At 35.3% G+C, this 22,286-nt stretch carries 20 protein-coding genes and 1 other annotated feature; all 20 genes read left to right on the top strand.

The window, feature by feature from the left end:
• The first annotated feature begins 20 nt into the window (after positions 1-20).
• Positions 21-959, top strand: coding sequence for a 16S rRNA (cytosine(1402)-N(4))-methyltransferase RsmH (gene rsmH, locus CEF14_RS10190; RefSeq protein ID WP_102692755.1), 939 nt, complete (start codon positions 21-23; stop codon positions 957-959).
• 14 nt (positions 960-973) lie between these two features.
• The gene (gene ftsL, locus CEF14_RS10185) at positions 974-1,345 is read left to right on the top strand and encodes a cell division protein FtsL (protein ID WP_102692754.1); all 372 of its coding nucleotides are present in this window, start codon (positions 974-976) and stop codon (positions 1,343-1,345) included.
• A 65-nt stretch (positions 1,346-1,410) separates the two neighbouring features.
• On the top strand, positions 1,411-3,495 hold the full coding sequence (locus CEF14_RS10180; protein WP_322788388.1) for a penicillin-binding protein: 2,085 nt from the start codon (positions 1,411-1,413) through the stop codon (positions 3,493-3,495).
• A gap of 82 nt (positions 3,496-3,577) precedes the next feature.
• Positions 3,578-5,494: a stage V sporulation protein D gene (locus CEF14_RS10175; protein WP_102692752.1), complete on the top strand. Its 1,917-nt coding sequence runs from the start codon at positions 3,578-3,580 to the stop codon at positions 5,492-5,494.
• Between the two features lie 76 nt (positions 5,495-5,570).
• On the top strand, positions 5,571-6,542 hold the full coding sequence (mraY, locus tag CEF14_RS10170) for a phospho-N-acetylmuramoyl-pentapeptide-transferase (RefSeq protein ID WP_102692751.1): 972 nt from the start codon (positions 5,571-5,573) through the stop codon (positions 6,540-6,542).
• Positions 6,542-7,894, top strand: coding sequence for a UDP-N-acetylmuramoyl-L-alanine--D-glutamate ligase (gene murD / locus CEF14_RS10165; RefSeq protein ID WP_102692750.1), 1,353 nt, complete (start codon positions 6,542-6,544; stop codon positions 7,892-7,894). The genes mraY and murD overlap by 1 nt, the downstream gene beginning before the upstream one ends.
• 24 nt (positions 7,895-7,918) lie before the next feature.
• The gene (gene ftsW / locus CEF14_RS10160; protein ID WP_407690451.1) at positions 7,919-9,004 is read left to right on the top strand and encodes a putative lipid II flippase FtsW; all 1,086 of its coding nucleotides are present in this window, start codon (positions 7,919-7,921) and stop codon (positions 9,002-9,004) included.
• Positions 9,005-9,027: 23 nt separating this feature from the next.
• Positions 9,028-9,789: a cell division protein FtsQ/DivIB gene (locus CEF14_RS10155; protein ID WP_102692748.1), complete on the top strand. Its 762-nt coding sequence runs from the start codon at positions 9,028-9,030 to the stop codon at positions 9,787-9,789.
• A 380-nt stretch (positions 9,790-10,169) separates the two neighbouring features.
• Positions 10,170-11,456 carry a cell division protein FtsA gene (gene ftsA / locus CEF14_RS10150; protein ID WP_102692747.1) on the top strand — a complete coding sequence of 429 codons (1,287 nt, stop codon included), beginning with the start codon at positions 10,170-10,172 and terminating at the stop codon, positions 11,454-11,456.
• 49 nt (positions 11,457-11,505) lie between these two features.
• The gene (gene ftsZ / locus CEF14_RS10145; protein WP_102692746.1) at positions 11,506-12,678 is read left to right on the top strand and encodes a cell division protein FtsZ; all 1,173 of its coding nucleotides are present in this window, start codon (positions 11,506-11,508) and stop codon (positions 12,676-12,678) included.
• A gap of 195 nt (positions 12,679-12,873) precedes the next feature.
• Entirely contained in the window at positions 12,874-13,707 is an 834-nt protein-coding gene (locus CEF14_RS10140) for a sigma-E processing peptidase SpoIIGA (RefSeq protein WP_170061495.1), read from the top strand.
• An 18-nt stretch (positions 13,708-13,725) separates the two neighbouring features.
• Positions 13,726-14,433, top strand: coding sequence for an RNA polymerase sporulation sigma factor SigE (gene sigE / locus CEF14_RS10135; protein WP_102692744.1), 708 nt, complete (start codon positions 13,726-13,728; stop codon positions 14,431-14,433).
• A gap of 93 nt (positions 14,434-14,526) precedes the next feature.
• Positions 14,527-15,309 carry an RNA polymerase sporulation sigma factor SigG gene (gene sigG / locus CEF14_RS10130; RefSeq protein WP_102692743.1) on the top strand — a complete coding sequence of 261 codons (783 nt, stop codon included), beginning with the start codon at positions 14,527-14,529 and terminating at the stop codon, positions 15,307-15,309.
• 91 nt (positions 15,310-15,400) lie between these two features.
• Positions 15,401-15,637, top strand: coding sequence for a PRC-barrel domain-containing protein (locus CEF14_RS10125; protein WP_102692742.1), 237 nt, complete (start codon positions 15,401-15,403; stop codon positions 15,635-15,637).
• An 80-nt stretch (positions 15,638-15,717) separates the two neighbouring features.
• The gene (locus CEF14_RS10120; RefSeq protein WP_102692741.1) at positions 15,718-16,422 is read left to right on the top strand and encodes a YggS family pyridoxal phosphate-dependent enzyme; all 705 of its coding nucleotides are present in this window, start codon (positions 15,718-15,720) and stop codon (positions 16,420-16,422) included.
• Positions 16,406-16,909 carry a cell division protein SepF gene (locus CEF14_RS10115; protein WP_102692740.1) on the top strand — a complete coding sequence of 168 codons (504 nt, stop codon included), beginning with the start codon at positions 16,406-16,408 and terminating at the stop codon, positions 16,907-16,909. The genes CEF14_RS10120 and CEF14_RS10115 overlap by 17 nt, the downstream gene beginning before the upstream one ends.
• 16 nt (positions 16,910-16,925) lie before the next feature.
• Positions 16,926-17,186: a YggT family protein gene (locus CEF14_RS10110; protein WP_102692739.1), complete on the top strand. Its 261-nt coding sequence runs from the start codon at positions 16,926-16,928 to the stop codon at positions 17,184-17,186.
• A 93-nt stretch (positions 17,187-17,279) separates the two neighbouring features.
• Positions 17,280-18,068: a YlmH family RNA-binding protein gene (locus CEF14_RS10105; RefSeq protein WP_102692738.1), complete on the top strand. Its 789-nt coding sequence runs from the start codon at positions 17,280-17,282 to the stop codon at positions 18,066-18,068.
• A gap of 91 nt (positions 18,069-18,159) precedes the next feature.
• Positions 18,160-18,669 (top strand): DivIVA domain-containing protein, encoded by a 510-nt coding sequence (locus tag CEF14_RS10100; protein ID WP_102692737.1) that lies wholly within the window; start codon positions 18,160-18,162, stop codon positions 18,667-18,669.
• Between the two features lie 54 nt (positions 18,670-18,723).
• Positions 18,724-18,942 (top strand) — a binding site (T-box leader).
• 253 nt (positions 18,943-19,195) lie between these two features.
• Positions 19,196-21,967, top strand: a complete 2,772-nt coding sequence (gene ileS, locus CEF14_RS10095) for an isoleucine--tRNA ligase (RefSeq protein ID WP_102692736.1) — start codon at positions 19,196-19,198, stop codon at positions 21,965-21,967.
• Positions 21,968-22,286: the final 319 nt, after the last annotated feature.

Genomic DNA, 22,286 nt, shown 5'->3' with positions numbered 1-22,286 from the left:
AACAAAGAGGAGGATTTCAGTTGTTCAATCATACGACCGTATTACTGAAAGAAACCGTAGATGGATTGAACATTCGTCCTGACGGTATATATGTGGACTGTACTTTAGGTGGTGCAGGACATAGTGAGTACCTTGTTAGCCAATTATCTAATAAAGGACGCCTCATCTGTTTTGATCAAGACTTAACTGCTATAGACAATGCAAAAGTTTGTTTAGCTCCTTATATCGATCGTGTAACTTTTGTCCATTCAAACTTCCGTTATTTGAAAGAAGAATTAGCTAATTTAGGGATTTCTAAAGTAGATGGAGTTTTATACGATTTAGGGGTTTCATCACCACAGCTTGATAATGCTGAAAGAGGATTTAGTTACCATCAAGATGCTCCACTTGATATGCGCATGGATACGACTGCAGAACTTACTGCTTATCACGTGGTCAATGAGTGGGATTACAACGATTTAGTTAGAATTTTTTATCGTTATGGGGAAGAGAAATTTTCAAAACAAATTGCTCGAAAAATTGAAGAAGCACGGACAAAAGAGCCAATTCGTACAACGGGGCAATTAGTAGAGCTAATCAAAGAAGGAATACCAGCAGCAGCAAGACGTAAAGGTGGCCATCCTGCAAAACGTATTTTCCAGGCAATACGTATTGCTGTTAATGATGAGTTAGGGGCAGCAGAAGAATCTTTGCTACAAGCGCTTGATGTCATTAATATAGGTGGACGAGTTAGTGTTATTACCTTCCATTCACTTGAAGATCGCTTATGTAAAACAATTTTTAAAGAAGCTTCTTCACTTCCTGAGTTGCCACCGGGTTTACCTATAGTTCCAGAACATTTGGCACCATCTATAAAACTAGTCACAAGAAAACCGATAATACCAACGGAAGAAGAACTAGAGGCAAATAATCGTGCACGATCTGCAAAACTACGCATCGCTGAAAGAATAAAAGACTAAGAGGAGTTGATAAAATGGCACTACTTGATCAGAAGGAACAGTATATCTATACCCAGCAACCAGTTGCGCCAGAAAGGCATGTCCCGAAAACTGCAACTAAACCTATTAAAAGTATTTTTACAAAAATAGAAAAAGTTCTGATGATTGCAATGGTTATAGTGATTGCGGTAATTGCTGTAATGAATTTAAACGTTCAATCTTCCATCAATAACACTTCAGTTGAAATTCAAAAAACTGAAATGAATATAGATGAAGTGAAAAAACAAAACTCAGAATTGTCTATGGAAGTAAGCGAGCTTTCAACATATGATCGTATTTGGACAAAAGCAAAAGCTTTGGGGTTAAAACTCAACGAAAATAACGTGAAAGTAGTGTCAGGACAATGAAAAAGAGTAAGTTTCAATGGGGAGCCTCCACGATGCTAATCATCTATGGGCTCCTATTTTTTTTAATGTTTTTTCGAATTTTCTATATTCAAGTAACAGGGCAAGCAGAAGGTCAAAAATTAGCTGCTAAAGCAGCAGCGAGATATGAGAAGACTAGAACTATTACAGCCGATCGAGGGGATATTTTAGATAGACATGGACAAGTTATTGCTCAAGATGCTATTAGCTATCGTTTAGTCGCTGTTGTCAATCCTAAAGCATCCAAAGGTACAAATAGAATAATGCACGTGGAAAATCCTAAAAAAACAGCTGCTATTTTAGCAAAATATATTAATTTGGATGAAGAAGAAATCTATAAAATACTTACTCCTGAAAATAAGGATACCTATCAAGTAGAGTTTGGGTCAGCGGGGCGTGATGTTAATCATACAACCATGAAAGAAATCATGAAAGAAAAGCTACCTGGCATTATTTTTATGGAAGATAAAAAAAGATTTTATCCAAATGGTATTTTTGCATCTAATTTAATTGGTATAGCTCGAAAACAAAATGATGCCACTCCAGAAGCACCTACAGTTGGGAAAATGGGGTTAGAAGCTATTTATAATAAAGAGCTATCCGGAGTAAATGGGAGTGTACATTATAAAAGTGATTTATTAGGATACTTATTACCTAATAGTAAAAAGATGGTCCAAACAGCGAAAGATGGAGATAATGTTTATCTTACGATTGATAGAACCATTCAAAATTTCTTAGAAGACTCTATGAGCAAGGTTTACAAACAATATAATCCAGAATCAATGGTTGCAGTTGTAGCAAATCCGAAAACTGGTGAAATATTAGCAGTTTCACAACGTCCAACATTTAATCCTCAGACTGGTGAAGGTTTAGATAACAGTTGGATAAATGAAATGACGGAAACTACTCTTGAGCCAGGATCAACAATGAAAACATTTACACTTTCAACAGCAATTCAAGAAGGTAAATGGAATCCAAACGACACTTTCCAATCAGGTCAATATACAGTTTATGACCGTACGATTCGTGATGCAAACCAAGTTGGTTGGGGAAGGATTACATATTTAGAAGGGATTCAGCGATCCTCAAATGTTGGTATGGCAAATCTGCTAAAAAAAATTGGTGATAAGACATTTATTAATTACATGAGGAAATTTGGTTTTGGTCAAAAAACAGGTATTGATTTACCAAACGAAGCCACTGGTAAAATATTAGATGAATATCCAATTAACCGAGTTACAACAACCTATGGTCAAGGATCTACAGTGACACCAATTCAATTAATTCAGGCGCTTACTGCAGTTGCAAATAATGGTAAAATGATGCAGCCTTATGTAATTGATAAGGTTGTTGATCCGAACACAGGTAAAATAATTAAAGAACATAAACCGATTGTAAAAGGTAACCCAATTTCTGCTGAAACAGCTAAGCTAGTTAGGGAAACATTAGCTACAACAGTAACATCTGAAAAAGGTACAGCTCAAAAGTTTGCAAGTAAGGAATACGAAGTAGCTGGTAAAACGGGTACCGCACAAATTCCTAAACCAAATGGTGGTTACTATTGGGGAAAGAATAATTTTCTTTACTCATTTTTAGGTATGGCTCCTGCAAAAGATCCAAAGTTAATCATGTATATTGCAATTAAAAAACCACATTTAGGTTTAACAGAAGTAGGCTCAGAGCCGACGTCTAAAGTTTTTAATACAGTGATGGAAAGTAGCTTGAAATACTTGAATATTAAACCATCTAAAACGACTACTTCAAAATCAATTTTAATGGATGATTTCGTAGGTCAAGAATCAGAAAAAGCTATTGTTAATCTAGAAACTAAAAATGTTCAGCCAGTAGTTATTGGATCAAAAGGAAAAATAACAGATCAATATCCGAAAAAAGGCCAGACAGTATTAGCTGAAAGTCATATATTTGTTAAAACTTCAGGTAATATTAAAATTCCAGATTTTAAAGGATGGTCACTACGTGATATTTTAACGTATCAATCACTATCAGGCATAGAGATTGACGTAAAAGGTGATGGGTATGTACAAGAGCAAAATATAAAAGCTGATACAGTATATGACGGAAGCAAAAAATTAGTATTAACATTAGAAAAACCACAACAAAACTATAAGTAATTTTAAAAGAATGTTAGCGATCAAGCATAGCCACCTTTTTACAATCATATTTTGAATGTAAAAAGGTGTGATTTGTCGAACAATGTGGGTAACTAAACAAGCAAGTGTGAGATTAAAATTAGTATTGGTGATTTTTTTCTGCTTAGGTTGTTTACTTATTGGAAAATTAATGGTTGTTCAATTTATACAACATGACTTTCTGACCAAAAAAGCAGAGGAGAACTGGGATCGTGAAGTTCCCATGAAGAGTTTACGAGGCAATATTGAAGATCGCAATGGAAAACTTTTAGTAGGCAATAAGTTGGCCCCAACATTATATTTTATGCCTGCTCAAAACAAGGAACCGGAAAAAGTTGCAGCACAATTGTCACCTATCTTACAAATGAAAGAAAAAGATTTGTTAGACAAACTAAAGAAACCTGGTTTTATTGTAAAATTAACGCCACAAGGTAAGAATATTTCTTATGATTTAGCAGAGAAAATCCAACAGTTACAAATTCCAGGGCTTTATACAGGGTTAGATTATGTGAGGGATTATCCATATGGTGTATTACTTTCAAGATTATTAGGATTTACCGGTAGTGACATGCAAGGCTTAGCAGGGTTAGAATACCAATATAATGATCTGTTATTAGGAAAGGAATCGGCTATTCGATTATTTACAGATGCAAAAGGTGCCAACTTACCACATGTAGAAGATGGGTGGAGAGAAGGGCAAGATGGTGCATCGTTAGAGTTGACCATCGATATAGATGTCCAAAAGGTTATTGAAAGAGAATTGGAACAAGCTATGGAAAAATATGAAGCGGATCAAGCAATCGGGATTGCAATGGATCCTAATACTGGAGAAATACTAGGATTAGCTTCTTTTCCAACTTATGATCCAGCAAATTATCAAAAAGTAGATTCGAAGATTTATAATCGTAATTTGCCGGTTTGGATGACTTATGAACCTGGGTCAACATTTAAAATCATTACATTAAGTGCAGCTTTAGAAGAGAATGTAGTCGATTTACAAAAAGATTCATTTTATGATCCTGGTTATTCCATGGTAGAGGGAGCTAGACTTCGTTGTTGGAAACGTGAAGGACATGGACAAGAAACCTTTCTTCAAGTAGTTGAAAACTCATGTAACCCAGGTTTTATTGAATTAGGGAAACGTGTTGGACCTACCAAACTTCAACAGTATATCCGTGACTTTGGATTTGGACAGGTAACTGGCTCTAATATGGCTGGGGAATCCACAGGGATCCTGTTCTCACCCAAAAATTATGGTCCTGTAGAACATGCAACAACCTCATTCGGTCAAGGGATATCCGTTACACCTATACAGCAGGTTCAGGCTGTTTCCGCTGCTGTTAATGGTGGAAAATTGATGACACCTTATATTGTTAAAAATATTTTAAATAGTGAAAGCGGTAAAGTTCTTAAATCATATAAACCGATTCAGAAAGGTCAAGTAATTCGTCCAGAAACATCAGCGAAGGTCCGTGCAGCGTTAGAGTCTGTTGTAGCAAACGGATCAGGAAGAGGGGCTTATCGAGATCATCTGAGAATTGGTGGAAAGACAGGGACTGCTCAAAAAGCTGAAAATGGCCGTTATAAAGATGGGGAATATATTGTTTCCTTTATCGGCTTTGCACCGGCAGATGACCCTAAAGTTGTTGTTTATGTAGCGATTGATAATCCAAAACATGGTTCTCAATTTGGTGGTGTCATTGCAGCTCCAATTGTTGGGCAGATTATTGAAGATATTCATCCAATTGTAGGGATAACAGATCGAAAAGATCAGCTAGAAAAACAATATCGTTGGGGGGATATTGAAAAAGTTCGAGTTCCTAATTTAGTTGGTAAAACGAAAAAAGAAATTACAGAAATGTTGTATCCGTTTCGATTAGAATGGCATGGAGAAGGTAATACAATTGTTTCTCAACTTCCAAAAGCAGACGCACAAATTGTTAAAGATGGGACTATTCACGTTTATTTAGAAAATCGGTAATGTTAGTCTTTAAAAATGTAACCGAAACTACTATGATAGTACATGTACTAAAGAAGGTTAGAAGGAGAATTTTTTCATGTCAATCGCAACAATGCTAATTATTTTAGCAATTTCATTTATTATTTCGGTCATTTTAGGGCCGATTATCATCCCTATGTTAAGACGTTTTAAATTTGGTCAAAGCATCAGGGAAGAAGGACCAAAATCACATATGAAAAAGGCAGGTACCCCAACAATGGGTGGTGTCATTTTCTTACTATCCATTATTGCAACAACAATCATTATGAGTTTTGTAAAGGGTGCATTTACATCTCAAACAATTATTTTGATTCTTGTTCTAGTTGGATTCGGGGTAGTTGGATTTTTAGACGATGGACTAAAAATCATTTTCAAAAGAAATTTAGGATTAACTTCTTTACAGAAACTAATCGCACAAATTGTTATTTCGATTGCGGCCTATTTTTTAATGAAATTAGGAACGTTTCATAATACAGTTCAAATTCCGTTTACTGATTTTGCCATCCATTTAGGTGTATTCTATATGCTGTTTTTAGTCTTCTGGCTAGTTGGCTTTTCAAATGCAGTCAATTTAACAGATGGATTAGATGGATTAGTATCGGGAACAGCTTCTATTGCTTTTGCAGCTTACGGTGTATTAGCACTATTAAATGATCAATTGGATATTGCTATTTTTGCCTTTGCTGTTGTGGGTGCATTACTTGGTTTCTTAATCTTTAACGCAAACCCAGCAAAAGTATTTATGGGAGATACAGGTTCACTAGCTTTAGGTGGAGCTTTAGCCATGCTTTCCATTTTAGTTGGTCAAGAACTATTATTATTAATAATCGGAATAATTTTTGTCCTTGAAACTTTATCTGTTATGATGCAAGTAACAAGTTTCAAATTAACAGGTAAAAGAATTTTTAAAATGAGTCCACTACATCACCATTTTGAACTATCAGGTTGGTCAGAATGGCGTATTGTCCTAACGTTCTGGTTAACAGCATTAGTGGCGGCATTGATCGCAGTGGTTCCGGAGGTATTATAATGAAAAACTTAACCATTATGGAACACAAAAAAGTATTAGTATTAGGTCTAGCTAAAAGTGGCGTAGCAGCCGCGGAATTACTTCATAAAATGGGGGCATTTGTAACAGTAAATGATGCAAAACCATTTGAAGAAAATAAGGATGCGCAAAAACTTCTCCAACAAGGAATTACTGTAATTTGTGGTCGTCATCCAGAAGATTTGTTAGATGAAGGCTTCGAATTAGTTATTAAGAATCCTGGTATTCCATATTCAAATATTATTGTAGAGGATGCAGTTAAGCGTGGAATTCCTGTATGGACGGAAGTTGAACTAGCTTACTTAATCAGTGAGGCTCCAATGATTGGGATTACAGGTTCAAATGGTAAAACAACCACCACTACATTGTTATATCATATTTTAAACCAAGGCGGTTTGAAACCATTAATCGCAGGTAATATTGGTACAGTTGCATGCACTGTAACAGAAAACGCAAAAGCCGATAATATTATTGTGACTGAATTATCATCATTCCAATTAATGGGGACAGAAACATTTAAACCTAAAATTGCGATTTGGACCAATTTATTTGAAGCACATATCGATTATCATGGATCTATGGAAGCATATGGTAATGCTAAGTTTGGTATTACACGTAACCAAGATGCAACAGATTATTTAATCTATAATGCAGATCAAGAAATAGTGGCTTCGTATGCTCGAAAATCAAATGCTCATTTAATTCCATTTACAACAACCCATATCAATGAAGCTGGAATTAGTGCAGATGATGAAATGATTTACTGGCTAGGTAAACCATTTATGAAACGCGATATTATTGCTTTACCAGGAAAACATAACTTAGAGAATGTTCTTGCAGCAGTAGCGGCAGCTATTATTATGAATTGTCCGAAAGATAAAATGGAACATGTTTTAAATTCGTTCAATGGCGTCAAACACCGTACGCAATTTGTTCGTGAATGGAAGAAGCGTAAAATATTCAATGATTCCAAAGCAACAAATACTCTTGCAACTCGTAGTGCACTTGCAGCATTTAAACAACCAATTGTATTACTAGCAGGTGGTTTAGATCGGGGTCATTCATTTGAAGAATTACGACCATTTATGTCAAATGTTCATGCGGTTGTGGTATCTGGTCAAACAGCAGATCGCTTTGCAGAATTTGCTTCTTCTTGTGGTGTAAAAACGATTGCTCATGCTAAGGATATCCAAGAGGCTGTACCGAAAGCGGCAGAATTATCAAATGAAGGTGATGTGATTTTACTTTCACCTGCATGTGCAAGTTGGGACCAATATCCAAACTTTGAAACTCGTGGAGATCTGTTTATCGAAGCAGTTATGAAATTAAATTAGCTGTAAAATTAAGTAATAGGAAGGATGCCTTGCCTGATACAACGTGAGAAACTTTGGTTGATGATTGCAACGTCATTTTTGACTGTCATTGGCATTGTTTTTGTATACTCTGCTGGAACTTACTGGGGGAAGATTCACTACGGTCAAACAGCACCTTTTTTGGTTAAACAGTTAATCTATTTAGCAGTAGCGTTATTTGCCTTTTTCATTTGTAGCCGTCATAAAGGGCTACAATTGGAAAAGACCTGGACGCTTCTATATTGGTTTTCATTACTCTTACTTGTCGCTGTATTAATTCCGGGAATTGGTGTTGTTCGAAATGGTTCTCAAAGCTGGATCGCAATTGGCCCACTTAGCTTACAACCTTCTGAACTTACCAAAATTGCAACAATCGTCAAACTAAGTTTTATTTTGGCGAATCAAAAAGCTACGGAATCTAAAATTCATTGGCGGCATTTTTTGTATTTGTTTTTACCGATAGCTCTTATTATGTTACAACCTGATTTCGGTTCTGCCTTTATTTTAATCGTTTCAGTGTTTCTACTGTTTTTTATAGCCGGGTATCCAATTCGATTTTACGCTTTCTTAATTATTGCAGGTGTTTTAGGATTGGTTGGACTAATTCTATCAGCTCCCTATCGTCTAAAGAGAATAGAAGCCTTTTTAGATCCATGGTCAGATCCACTGGGGAGTGGATTTCAAGCAATCCAATCATTACTTGCTATAGGTCCGGCAGGATTATATGGATTTGGCTTTGGAAACAGTCGACAAAAGTATTTATACTTACCAGAACCACAGAATGATTTTATCTTTTCTATTATTGCCGAAGAAATGGGATTTATCGGAGCTGCAACTATCATTTGTGCTTTTGGTTTACTAATGTATGCTGGATTGAAATTAGCCTATAATTCAAGTTTAAAAGTTTCTTTGTATTGTATTGCAACATTAATAGGAATGATTGGTTTTCAAGCATTTTTGAATATTGGTGTTGTTTCAGGGTTGCTGCCGGTAACAGGCGTTACCTTACCATTCATTAGTTATGGGGGAACATCCCTTGTGGTAACATGGATGGCTATTGGAATTGTATGGAATTTTTCGAAACAAAGATAATTTTTTGAAAGGGAGTGATCAGTATGGAAAAGATTATTGATATCGAAGAACGAATCCCGACATTAAAAGAACGACGGAAAAAAAGAACGAATCGCCGTTTTCTCATGCTCATTGCTATTTTCGTAATAACCTTACTGACACTTCTGTATTTTCAATCTCCCTTAAGTCATATTGCAAAAATTACAGTTGAAGGAAATCACTTAAAGAGTAAAGAATATTACATAAAGCATAGTGGCCTTGGAAAAGGGGATTCTCTATGGGAATTCAAAAGAAATACAGTTGAAAATCTATTAAAAGAACAAAAAATAGTTAAGAACGTATCAGTAAAAAGGAATTGGCCTAATGATATTACAATTTCTGTGACTGAATATCAGCAAGTTGCCTATCTAAAAGAAAATGACCATTATAATTTGGTCCTAAGTGATGGTACGATTTTACACTTAAATAATACACCTTCTAGTTTGAATATGCCTATATTAGTAGGCTTTGAGGATGAAAAAACGAGGATGAAAATGATTCATCAACTTAATGAGTTAAATAATGAATTAATTTCTCTAATCTCTCAAGTAAATGCTCTACCAAATGATTCAAACCCATATGCGATTCAAATGTTCATGAATGATGGTTTTGAAGTAAGAGCATCGATCCCTACATTGGCCGATAAATTGAAATACTATCCATCCATTATTTCACAAGTTAAAAAGGGTGAAAAAGGTGTAATTGACTTAGAAGTAGGGACTTTTTATCGTTCTTATAATAGTGAGTATGGGGCATCTACAAAGTAAATGCATCCAATAACTCGGGAATTTGTATAAATAATCTAAATATATTCTATTTATTCTAGCAATCAGTTTTAATTAAGAGATAAATATAGTAATCTTAGTTTAACTAGAAATGAAATAGTAAATTTTGAGAGTACTATTTGGATTATTTAATGGAGAAGTAAATAGTTAAATCCTATTTTAATAGTATTTTTGAATCTTTTTAAATGATACAAACTGTATTTCTAGCTTTTAACACTATAGAAATAATAAAAAATGCATAAAAAGTTAAAAAAAGCAGTATAAATGAAGGAATTTTAGATGGTTTTCAGGAATTTATTTAGACAAGTTCATAATTTTACAATAGAATAATTACTAAGAGTTGTTGAAGGAGGTGCCACAGTTTGAATCATTCAGAGTTATACGTTTCTTTAGATATAGGATCTTCTTCTGTTAAAGTCCTCATCGGAGAGGTTAATGAGGAGACTGTGCATGTAATTGGTGTTGGTAATGTCAAGTCATCAGGTATTCGTAGAGGAAGCATTGTAGATATTGATGCTACTGTACAATCTATAAAAAAAGCAATCGATCAAGCTGAGAGAATGGTAGGCATGTCTATTCATAAAGTAATTTTAGGTATACCTGCTAATCAAGTGCAGCTACATGATGTAAAAGGTGTAGTGGCAGTTAACAGTGAGAATCGTGAAATTACAGATGTGGATTTAGATCGTGTCATAGAATCGGCGCAACTAATGTCTATTCCACCAGATCGTGAATTGGTCAATATTGTTCCTATCCAATATATTGTAGATGGGTTAGATGGGATTAATGATCCTAGAGGAATGATCGGTATTCGTCTAGAAATGGATGGAACGATGATTACCACATCAAAAACAGTTTTACACAATGTCCTACGTTGTGTTGAAAAGGCTGGATTAGAAATTCAACAGATTTATTTGCAACCGTTAGCAGCTGGTGAATTTGCACTTACGGAAGATGATCGTAATAGAGGAACTGCATTCATCGATATTGGTGGAGGTTCAACAACTATTGCAGTGTTCAAAGACGGACATTTCTTGCATACAGCGATGATTCCAGTTGGCGGTGAACACATTACAAAAGATTTATCGATTGTTTTAAAAACACCTACTGAACAAGCAGAAAATATTAAAACAGAATTTGGACATGCATATTATGACGATGCTTCAGAAGATGAATTATTTGAGGTTCCAGTAATAGGTGCAGATACAAAAGAACAATTTAGTCAAAGATACATATCCGAAATTATTGGCGTAAGACTTGAAGAACTCTTCGATTTAATTATTGATGAATTGTATCGAATGGGTATTCAAGATTTGCCTGGCGGAGTGGTATTGACTGGTGGCGTTGCAAAATTAGAAGGTCTGCCGCAATTAGCGCGTCATGTCTTACAAACAAGTGTTAAGATTTACGCACCTGATTATATTGGCGTAAGAGATCCTGAATATACAGCAGCTGTAAATTTAATACGTTACGCATATAAAGAATCACAATTCAACAGAGAAGTTAGCGATAACGATCCACTGGTACCAGCAGGACATGAAGGATACCATGTAGAACAACCAAAAAGTTCTTCTGTATTTGAAACACAAGAGCATAGAGATGGTGTTCTTACGAAAGTTAAAGGTTTCTTTAATAGATTTTTAGAATAATAAGGGCGATGTTCTCTACACATTATTAGTAAATTTAGGAGGAATAGAGATGTTAGAATTTGAGACAAATGACGATCAACTTGCTGTAATTAAAGTTATCGGTGTTGGTGGTGGCGGTAATAATGCCGTTAACCGAATGATTGAACATGGTGTACAAGGTGTAGAATTTATCGCCGTTAATACAGATGCACAAGCATTAAAACTATCAAATGCTGAAGTAAAATTGCAAATTGGTGCAAAATCTACACGTGGATTAGGCGCAGGTGCTAACCCTGAAGTAGGGAAAAAAGCTGCTGAAGAAAGTAAAGAACAAATTGAAGAAGCACTAAGCGGTGCGGATATGGTTTTTGTAACTGCTGGTATGGGTGGCGGTACAGGTACTGGTGCAGCACCTGTAATTGCTCAAATTGCCAAAGACCTTGGAGCGTTAACAGTTGGGGTCGTTACTCGTCCATTCACATTTGAAGGTAAAAAACGTCAAAAACAAGCTCTTTCTGGAACTGCTGCGATGAAAGAAGCAGTTGATACGTTAATTGTTATTCCAAATGATCGTTTATTAGAGATTGTTGATAAAAACACACCAATGCTTGAAGCATTCCGCGAAGCTGATAATGTTCTTCGTCAAGGTGTACAAGGTATCTCGGATTTAATCGCAGTACCAGGATTAATCAACTTAGACTTTGCCGATGTTAAAACAATTATGTCCAATAAAGGTTCTGCTTTAATGGGGATTGGTATTGCTTCAGGTGAAACACGTGCTATAGAAGCGGCCAAAAAAGCTATTTCAAGTCCACTTCTTGAAACATCTATTCATGGTGCAAAAGGTGTACTTATGAATATGACTGGTGGCTCTAATTTAAGCTTGTATGAGGTTCAAGAAGCAGCGGATATTGTTTCATCAGCTTCTGATGAAGATGTCAATATTATCTTCGGTGCAGTTATTAATGATAACTTAAAAGATGAAATCGTTGTAACAGTTATTGCGACTGAGTTTTCAGAAGAGGAAGTTCAAATTGAAGGACGTAATGTAAATCGTGGTGGTCTTGGAACACCTCGTCAGCAACCACAAATGAATCAAGCACCTAGTCGTGAAGTGCGCACAGAAGAAATTCTACAACCAATACAAGAAAGTCCACGTCAAACAACACAATATCAAACAAATTCACAAGATGATGCATTGGATATTCCGACATTCTTAAGAAACCGAAACAAACGCCGTTAATATATGAAAATTAGAAGACTATCTACTTAGTACTTTAAGTAGATAGTCTTTTTTATATGAACAATGGTGTTACTGCAAAGTATATCAACCTAGAAAAATGAATGATTCTGTCGGAAAGTTTCTGCTTTATACGTTCACCCTTTGACATTTTTTGAAGTCATCATATGGTACCTTTTTTATGTGGGAGGTGGTGAATTGTATGGCGAAGTATTGATACTAATTAATGCGTTATTTAACTATGTTATTCTTTCCTTTACCAATTCAATTTGTTATATGCAACAAAAAAGAGTGCGACTAATAATCAGTGCTTTTCTAGCTGGTATTTGGATCGTTATTTTTGGACACCATTTTCTCATGATGGTTATTGCGTTTGTTTTAATGATTACAACTGCTTTTGGCTTGCAAATTCGCAAATGGTGGAAGGGAGCGCTTATGTGCTTTGTCGGGGCTCTGTTTGCAGGAGGATTATTTACAGCATTCGAGCCTTTGTGGATAAATACATCAGTATTTACTTTGTTCATTATAAGCGGAGTTGTATCAACAGCAGGATTATTATTATTAAAAAATCGATTGCAAGTTGCAAGGGGAGATACCTTGCAACAACGTCTAGTTCAATTATGTGAATTGCGTTTAGGAGAAATTACAATTTCTCTAAAATGTTTTATAGATACAGGAAATACGACAGTTGAGCCGTTATCTGGAAAACCTGTTCATTTTGTACGTTATAAAGCAATAGAAGACTATTTACCAGAAAAATTAAAAATGGCGTTGTTTCAATGGGATGTCAAGGAGCCATATGATTTGGAAATGTTTCCAGAAAAGTATCGAAAAAAAGTGGCTGTTATTCCAATTACAACTGTTCAAGAGAAAAAGACTTATAGCTTAGCTTTTCGTTATGATAAATGGATTATTTTAGATGAAGAGACTCGCCCAATATCACCTGGTTTTTTTATTATTACTATTCAAAACACCCCGTTTCCACAAGAGGCAGATGCCATACTACATTTTACTGCTTTATATCACATTTAATGAATGGAGGATTTAATAATGATTCGTCGATTTTGGCGTTGGTTAGTAGAAGCAATTGCAAGCTTTAGGCAAACTGGAACATTTTATATCGGTAGTCATGAATCCTTGCCTACACCTTTGAAAAAAGAGGAGGAGCAAGAGATGATTACTGCTTTCAAGAATGGCGACATGCATGCGAGAGATATATTAATCGAGCATAATTTAAGATTAGTTGTCTATATCGCAAGAAGATTTGATAATGCAAAAACCCCTATTGAAGATCTAATCAGTATTGGTTCAATTGGGTTGATTAAAGCAATTGAAACTTTTAATGCAGATAAAAAAATTAAACTAGCTACATACGCATCAAGATGTATTGAAAATGAAATTTTAATGCATTTGCGTAAAACAAGCCGTATGAAAGGTGAGGTCTCATTAGACGAACCTTTAAACTCAGATGGAGATGGTAATGAGTTACTGCTATCGGATATATTAGGTACAGATGAGCATTTAATCACGGATGATGTAGAAAAAAAGATGGAACGTCAGCATATGTTTCATGCTATCCAAAAATTAGATGAAAGAGAACGATATATCATGGAGTGTCGTTTTGGACTTGCAGGAAAAGAAGAAATGACACAAAAGGAAGTAGCAGATCATTTAGGCATTTCTCAATCTTATATATCCCGATTAGAAAAGAAAATTATTCAAGAATTGCGTAATCATTTGAATCAATTGACATCATAATGGTTGAATTTGGAGAGAAATAAAGCGCATATATTTGTTCGATTCGGACACACTGATTTTACTAACAGTGATAAAGCATCCGGAGGGCAAAATATGCGAACAAAAGTTGAAATATGTGGTGTTGATACATCCACGTTACCTGTTTTGAAGCATGAAGAAATGCGGCAATTATTTGTTGCATTACAGAGTGGGCAAGAAGAAGTAAGAGAACAACTTGTGATGGGTAACTTACGGTTAGTATTAAGTATTGTTGGTCGTTTTGCTTATAGAGGAGAACAGGCTGATGATTTATTTCAAGTAGGATGTATTGGTCTATTAAAGTCAATCGATCATTTTGACTTATCACATAATGTTCGATTTTCAACCTATGCAGTACCCATGATTATAGGTGAAATTAGAAGACATTTAAGAGATCATCATCCACTACGTGTTTCTAGATCATTACGTGATATTGCATATAAAGCTATGCAAGCTAAAGAACAATTTTTGACTGAAGAATTACGTGAACCTAATTTAACTGATTTAGCACGAATGACAGGTTTACCACAAGAAGACATATTATTTGCACTTGATGCTATTCAAGAGCCGATGTCATTACATGAGCCTATTTACGCTGATGGTGGAGACCCCGTTTATATGATGGATCAGTTAAAAGATCAAACTGTATCAGAAGATCGTTGGTTAACGTATGTATCCATTAAAGAACAAATACAAAAGTTAGATAGGAGACAACAAAATATATTGTCTAAACGATATTATTATGGCCATACTCAAACAGAAATTGCGAAAGATTTAGGAATTTCACAAGCGCAAATTTCTAGATTAGAAAAAAGTGCGCTTAAAACCATTCAAGAACAAGCAAGTGAAAAGTTTTAAATCAAATAGCTTACATGAAGCATCAATCTCATATACAAGATTGATGCTTTTTTTTCATATGTATACATAAAATGCTTTAGGAGGGATGTCAATGCGCTTTTCAGAAATTCAGCGTAAAGAAATTATTGCTGCAAATAGTGGGCGCTTTTTAGGATATGTGGAAGATGCGGTTGTTCATAAAGATACTGGATATGTAGAAGCATTTGTAGTGGCAGAACCCAAAAAATTCATGTCATTATCTGGAAATCAGAAAGATGCGTTAAAAATACCTATTGAAGATATTATTGTGGTAGGGAAAGATGTTATTTTAGTTAAAGGATTAGACTGAAAAATAAGGGTATTCATTGATAAATTGCACTAGGCTTGGTACAATTAGGTAACAAGTATCTTTGAAAAGATGAGGCTATCATGACATTAATTATTGATAATTTACAACATATTCAAAAAAGCATTCAAATGGCTTGTCAAAGAGCTGGCAGAGAAGTTTCTGACGTTACAATTATTGCTGTTACAAAGCAGGTATCTACAGAACGTGCCATTGAAGCATTAAATGCCGGCTTAAGTCATTTGGGCGAAAATCGTCCTGAAGGATTATTAGAAAAACATGAAACAATTGAAAATCGTGCAACTTGGCACTATATTGGTTCAATGCAAACGAGAAAAGTTCGTAAAGTAATTGATCAGATTGATTATTTACATTCGCTTGATCGTATTAGTTTAGCAGAAGAAATTAATAAACGTGTCAATCATACCGTAAACTGTTTTGTACAAGTTAATGTATCAGGTGAAGAGTCAAAACATGGCCTAACACCGGAAGAAGTGCCGACCTTTATCGAACAATTATCAAACTATCCACATATTCGTGTGGTAGGATTGATGACAATGGCACCTAACACAGAAGACAAAGAGCTTATTCGAAGTGTTTTTAAAAAACTAAAAAAATTACAGTTAGAGATTGCTAGTAAAGGTTATGAATATGCACCTTGTACCGAACTTTCAATGGGCATGTCTAACGACTATGAAATTGCAATTGAAGAAGGTGCTACGTTCGTCCGCATTGGCACAGCTCTAGTTGGCAGTGAAAGAAGGGATTCTAATGAAGGTGAAAGATAAACTAAAAAACTTTTTCTACCTAGAAGAAGATGATGACTATGTTGAAGAACAAATTGAACAACATGAATCCATTCAACAACACGCATCACCAATTCAAAGACAACAAGTGAAGCCCGCGATAAATAATAAGCCAGCAGCAGTAAAAAAACCAACTGTAAAAGAACGTCAAAAACATGTAGAGTATTCAAATGTACCGAATCTCGTCAGTATTACGCAAAAAACTTCAAAAGTTATTTTATCAGAACCGCGAGTTTATGCTGAAGCACAAGATATTGCAGATAACTTAAAAAATAAGCGAGCTGTTGTTGTTAATTTACAACGAATTGAACGAGATCAAGGGATACGTATTATCGATTTCTTAAGTGGAACTATTTTTGCCTTAGGTGGAGACATTAAACGAATTGGTACTGATATTTTCTTGTGTACACCTGATAATGTAGAAGTAGACGGTAATATTTCAGATTATTACTATGAAGATTTACAATAGAGGTGTATAACTTTCCATGTCAATATTTATAATTATTAATTATCTGTTTCAATTCTATTCAATCGCGCTAATTGTGTATATACTAATGTCTTGGATACCAGCAGCGTATAATTCTGCTGTGGGGAGATTTTTAGCGAAAATTTGTGATCCATATTTAGATTTCTTTAGACGATTTATCCCACCAATTGGTATGATTGATATTTCACCAATTGCAGCACTTCTTGTTTTAAATTTAGTGCAAAAAGGTGTTTTTTATTTATTGATCTATATTATTTAATCTTTCTTCCCCCCATACTATGGTGGGGATTTTTTATTAATTATTTCGAATATAGAGTTATATTAGTTTGTAACCTTAATAGGAGGATAAAAGGTGGAGGAAATTTTTCAACATTTTAGACCAGAAGAAAAAACATTTATTGAACAAGTAGTAGGTTGGAAAAGAGAAGTTGAAGATCGTTATGCACCTAAATTGACGGATTTTTTAGATCCACGTCAACAATTAATCAGCACATCCATTATTGGAATAAATGGTAGTGTATTAACAGAAGCAAGTGGACAATTCGATGAGGCCGAACGTAAACGACTACTAATTTATCCGGATTATTTTCAACCATCTGAAGAAGATTTTAATATTGCAATTTGTGAACTGCAATTCCCATCAAAATTCATCCAATTGAAACATCCAGATGTATTAGGGGCTTTATTATCGATAGGCTTAGATCGCTCAAAATTTGGTGATATTAGGTTGGCTGAATCTACAGTACAGTTTGCTGTAGCTAAAGAAATATTAGAATATGTAATAGTGAACCTTGATAGTATTGGTAAAGCAAAAGTACATGTAAAGGAAATACCGGAAGGGGCTTCATTATTACCTGTTGAGTCACACTGGATAGATCAGGTGCTTACAACAAGTTCAATGCGGTTGGATACTGTTTTAGCTTCCATTTATCCTATTTCTCGCCAAAAGGCAGCTATGCTAATTAGTGCTGGGAAAGTAAAAGTGAATTTTGCAGTTCGGGAACAAGTGGCTTTTGAATTGCATGAATCAGATTTAGTATCAATTCGTGGATATGGTCGTTTAGTCATAAAATCGATTGAAGGGAGAACAAAAAAAGAGAAAATTCGCATTAAAATTGGTCGAATTGAACGGAAATCATAATTTTTAATAAAAATTTTGTAATTCTAGATGAAGTTACTAATAGACAAAGGTATAATAATGTATAAATGCTGTTAAGGAGAGGTGCAAAAAAATGCCGTTATCGCCACTTGACATACATAACAAAGAATTTAGTCGTGGTTTTAGAGGTTACAATGAAGATGAAGTAAATGAATTTCTAGAACAAATTATTAAAGACTATGAATTAATATTAAAAGAAAAAAAAGAATTAGAAGAAAAGCTTCTTTCAAGTAAAGAGCAAATTGGTCACTATAATTCAATTGAAGAAACGCTACAAAAATCAATTGTTATTGCTCAAGAAGCAGCAGAAGAAGTTCGTCGCAACTCCCAAAAAGAAGCAAAATTAATCGTCAAAGAAGCAGAAAAAAATGCAGATCGTATTGTCAATGAGGCACTTTCTAAAGCGCGTCGCATAGCTTTGGAAATTGAAGAATTGAAAAAACAATCAAAAGTATTTAGAAATCGTTTCAAAATGATTGTAGAAGCTCAACTAGATTTAATCGAATCAGATGATTGGGATCATTTAATGGAGTATGAAGTTGATACATCAGAATTAGAACGTTTAGATTTACCGCAAGATTAATTTAAGATACTTGACTGAATCGCTTCATTTTTCTATAATGTCAACATATATCATTAAAAAGTTACGATGGAGACAGTATTTTATAAGTGCTGCCTAGCGATTTGAGGATAGTGGAAGCTCAAACGAAACATTTATAAAAGAAGATCACTCCTGAACTAGATTGCTGAACCAAGTAAGCATTCTCGTATACACCACGTTACGGTGTCTAAAGAGGCGTCGTTATTTTGACGCAACTAGGGTGGTACCGCGAGATAACTCCTCCTCGTCCCTTTTGGGATGAGGAGTTTTTTATTTTTTTAGCTAAAGATGCTCTTAGAGCTACTTAAGCTGAATACCGAAAAACTATAGGTTCTATATTTTTTGTAGGGGTGTTCATATGAACATTTAGTATGGAGATGACTGCCTCGGATACTACTACCAGTCGGTGGAGAGAGAAGCAATATTTTGGAACGAGTTCGTTTTATTTTCGATGTCTAATCCCTACATTTGAAATAGAACCAAACTTTAAAGGAGGAATTTATTCAATATGGAATATAAAAATACCCTATTGATGCCAAAAACAGATTTCCCTATGCGTGGAAATCTGCCAAACAACGAACCGAAAATGCAAGAAAAATGGGAAGAAATGGATATTAACGCAAAAGTACTTGAACGTACAAAAGACCGTCCAGCTTTTATCCTTCATGATGGTCCTCCATATGCAAATGGTGATCTTCACATGGGGCATGCGTTAAATAAAGTATTAAAAGATATGATTAACCGTCATCGTTCAATGACTGGCTATTTTGTTCCATATGTCCCTGGTTGGGATACACATGGTCTTCCAATCGAGCAAGCTTTAACGAATAAAGGCCATGATCGTAAAAAAATGTCTATTGCTGAATTCCGTGAATTATGTAAAGACTATGCTTATGAACAAGTAAGTCGTCAACGCGAGCAATTTATGCGAATCGGTGTACGTGGTGATTGGAAAAACCCTTATATCACTTTAAAACCTGAATTTGAAGCTCGTCAAATCGGTGTATTTGGCGCAATGGCTAAAAAGGGTTATATCTATAAAGGACTTAAACCAGTTTACTGGTCTCCATCAAGTGAATCAGCACTTGCAGAAGCAGAAATTGAATACAAAGATATCAAATCACCTTCTATCTATGTAGCGTTTGATGTAAAAGATGGTAAAGGTGTAGTCAATAATGATGAAAAATTCATCATCTGGACTACTACTCCTTGGACAATGCCAGCAAACCTGGGTATTTCTGTAAATCCTGAATTCACATATGTTGTAGTGAAAGCTAATAGCGAAAAATATATTATCGCCAAGGGATTACTTGAAAAAGTAGCAGAAAAACTTGGCTGGGAAAACCCAGAAATTGACCGCGAAATCAATGGTGCAGACTTTGAAAATGTAACAGCGCAACATCCATTATTTGATCGTGAGTCTCTAGTTATGCTAGGTGACCACGTAACACTTGAAGCTGGTACTGGTTGTGTTCATACAGCACCTGGTCACGGGGAAGATGACTATCAAGTTGGTAAACGATATGGCTTAGATATTCTTTCAGTAGTCGATCATAAAGGATGCTTAACTGAAGATGCTGGTGAATTTGCTGGTATGTTCTACGATAAAGCCAATAAACCAATTTGTGAAAAACTTGATGAAGTGGGCGCATTATTAAATCTATCATTCTTTACACACTCATATCCACATGACTGGCGTACAAAGAAACCTGTTATTTTCCGTGCAACACCACAATGGTTTGCATCTATTGATAAATTCCGTCCTGAATTACTTCAAGCAATTCGCGACACAAATTTCACACCAGTTTGGGGTGAAACTCGTCTGTACAATATGATTCGTGATCGTGGCGACTGGTGTATTTCTCGTCAACGTGCATGGGGTGTTCCAATCCCAGTATTTTATGCTGAAAACGGTGAAGAAATCATTACAGAAGCAACAATTGCTCATGTACAAGAATTGTTCCGTGAACATGGCTCTAATATTTGGTTCCAAAAAACAGCAAAAGAATTACTCCCTGAAGGATTCACACATCCTGGTTCACCAAACGGCGAATTTACAAAAGAAAATGATATTATGGATGTATGGTTTGACTCAGGCTCAACTCATCAAGGTGTACTAGAAGAACGTCCAGAACTTCGTTACCCTGCAGATTTATACTTAGAAGGTTCTGACCAATATCGAGGATGGTTCAACTCATCATTAATCACTTCTGTTGCGATGAACGGTCATGCGCCATACAAAGGTTTACTATCTCACGGTTTCGTATTAGATGGTGAAGGGCGCAAAATGAGTAAATCATTAGGTAATATTATTGCGCCAAGCAAAGTCATGAACCAATACGGTGCAGATATTCTTCGCCTATGGGTAGCATCTGTTGACTATACAGCTGACGTTCGTATTTCTATGGATATGTTAAAACAAGTTTCGGAAGTTTACCGTAAAATCCGTAACACACTTAAGTTCTTACATGGTAACTTACATGACTTTAATCCAGAAAAAGATTATGTAGCATATGAAGATCTTCGTGAAGTAGATCAATATATGTATATGGAATTACAAAATCTTATTACAACTTCCCGTGAGGCTTATGATAAATACGAATTTGCTACGGTTTATAAAGCAGTCAATAATTTTGTAGCAACTGAACTAAGTTCGTTCTATTTAGATATTGCAAAAGACGTTGTTTATATTGAAGGAGCAGATGCCCATGCTCGTCGTGCAATGCAATCTGTCATGTATGATACACTACATGCGTTATTAAAAATTATGACACCAATTATTCCTCACACAACAGATGAAATGTGGTCATACCTACAATATAAAGACGTTGAAAGTGTTCAACTTACCGACATGCCAGATGCTGTTCAAAAAGAAAACTTTGCAGCATTAACTGAAAAATGGGCAAAAATCATGAACGTTCGTAATGTTGTATTAAAAGCATTAGAAGAAGCACGTAATGCAAAAACAATCGGTAAATCGCTAGAAGCAAAAGTAACGGTTTATGGTGATGATGAAACAATTACACTTTTAAATGATGCAAATATCAATTTTGCTCAACTTAATATTGTTTCAGAATTTGTAGTTGGTGGTACATTAGCAGATGCACCAGCAAATGTAGTAAAAACTGAAAAAGTTGCTGTAACTGTTGAAAAAGCAGAAGGGGAAAAATGTGAACGTTGTTGGACTATTTCTAAAACTGTAGGTCATCATCATAACCATCCAACATTATGTGAACATTGTGCAGAAGTAGTTGAAAAATACTATGCGGATGTAGAATAAGAAAATAAAAAAAGAAGTTGGCCGTTCACAACTAGTGAGCGGTCATTTTTCTTTAACGTGAATCAATTTCATAATTCAAAGATTTGAAAAAAAACATGAACGTTAAATAAATCATTGTTTTATACCACATCTATTAGAACATTGTCTATGAAGCGGAAGATGGTAAGTCCTCGAAAATGCATTCGTATTGTCTTCGTGTGATGTTAATTCTGTGAAGATTATTCAATGGCCTGCAGAATAACGGACTAGACGAGACCCTACAGTGAGATTTTCTCTGCGACGAGTAATCGCAGGAGCACAAGCGAGGAGGCTCGTCAGT

The sequence above is a fragment of the Rummeliibacillus pycnus genome (assembly GCF_002884495.1).
Taxonomy (GTDB): domain Bacteria; phylum Bacillota; class Bacilli; order Bacillales_A; family Planococcaceae; genus Rummeliibacillus; species Rummeliibacillus pycnus.
The sequence above is the reverse complement of the archived record's forward strand: the minus strand, read 5'-3'. Positions and strand labels throughout refer to the sequence as shown.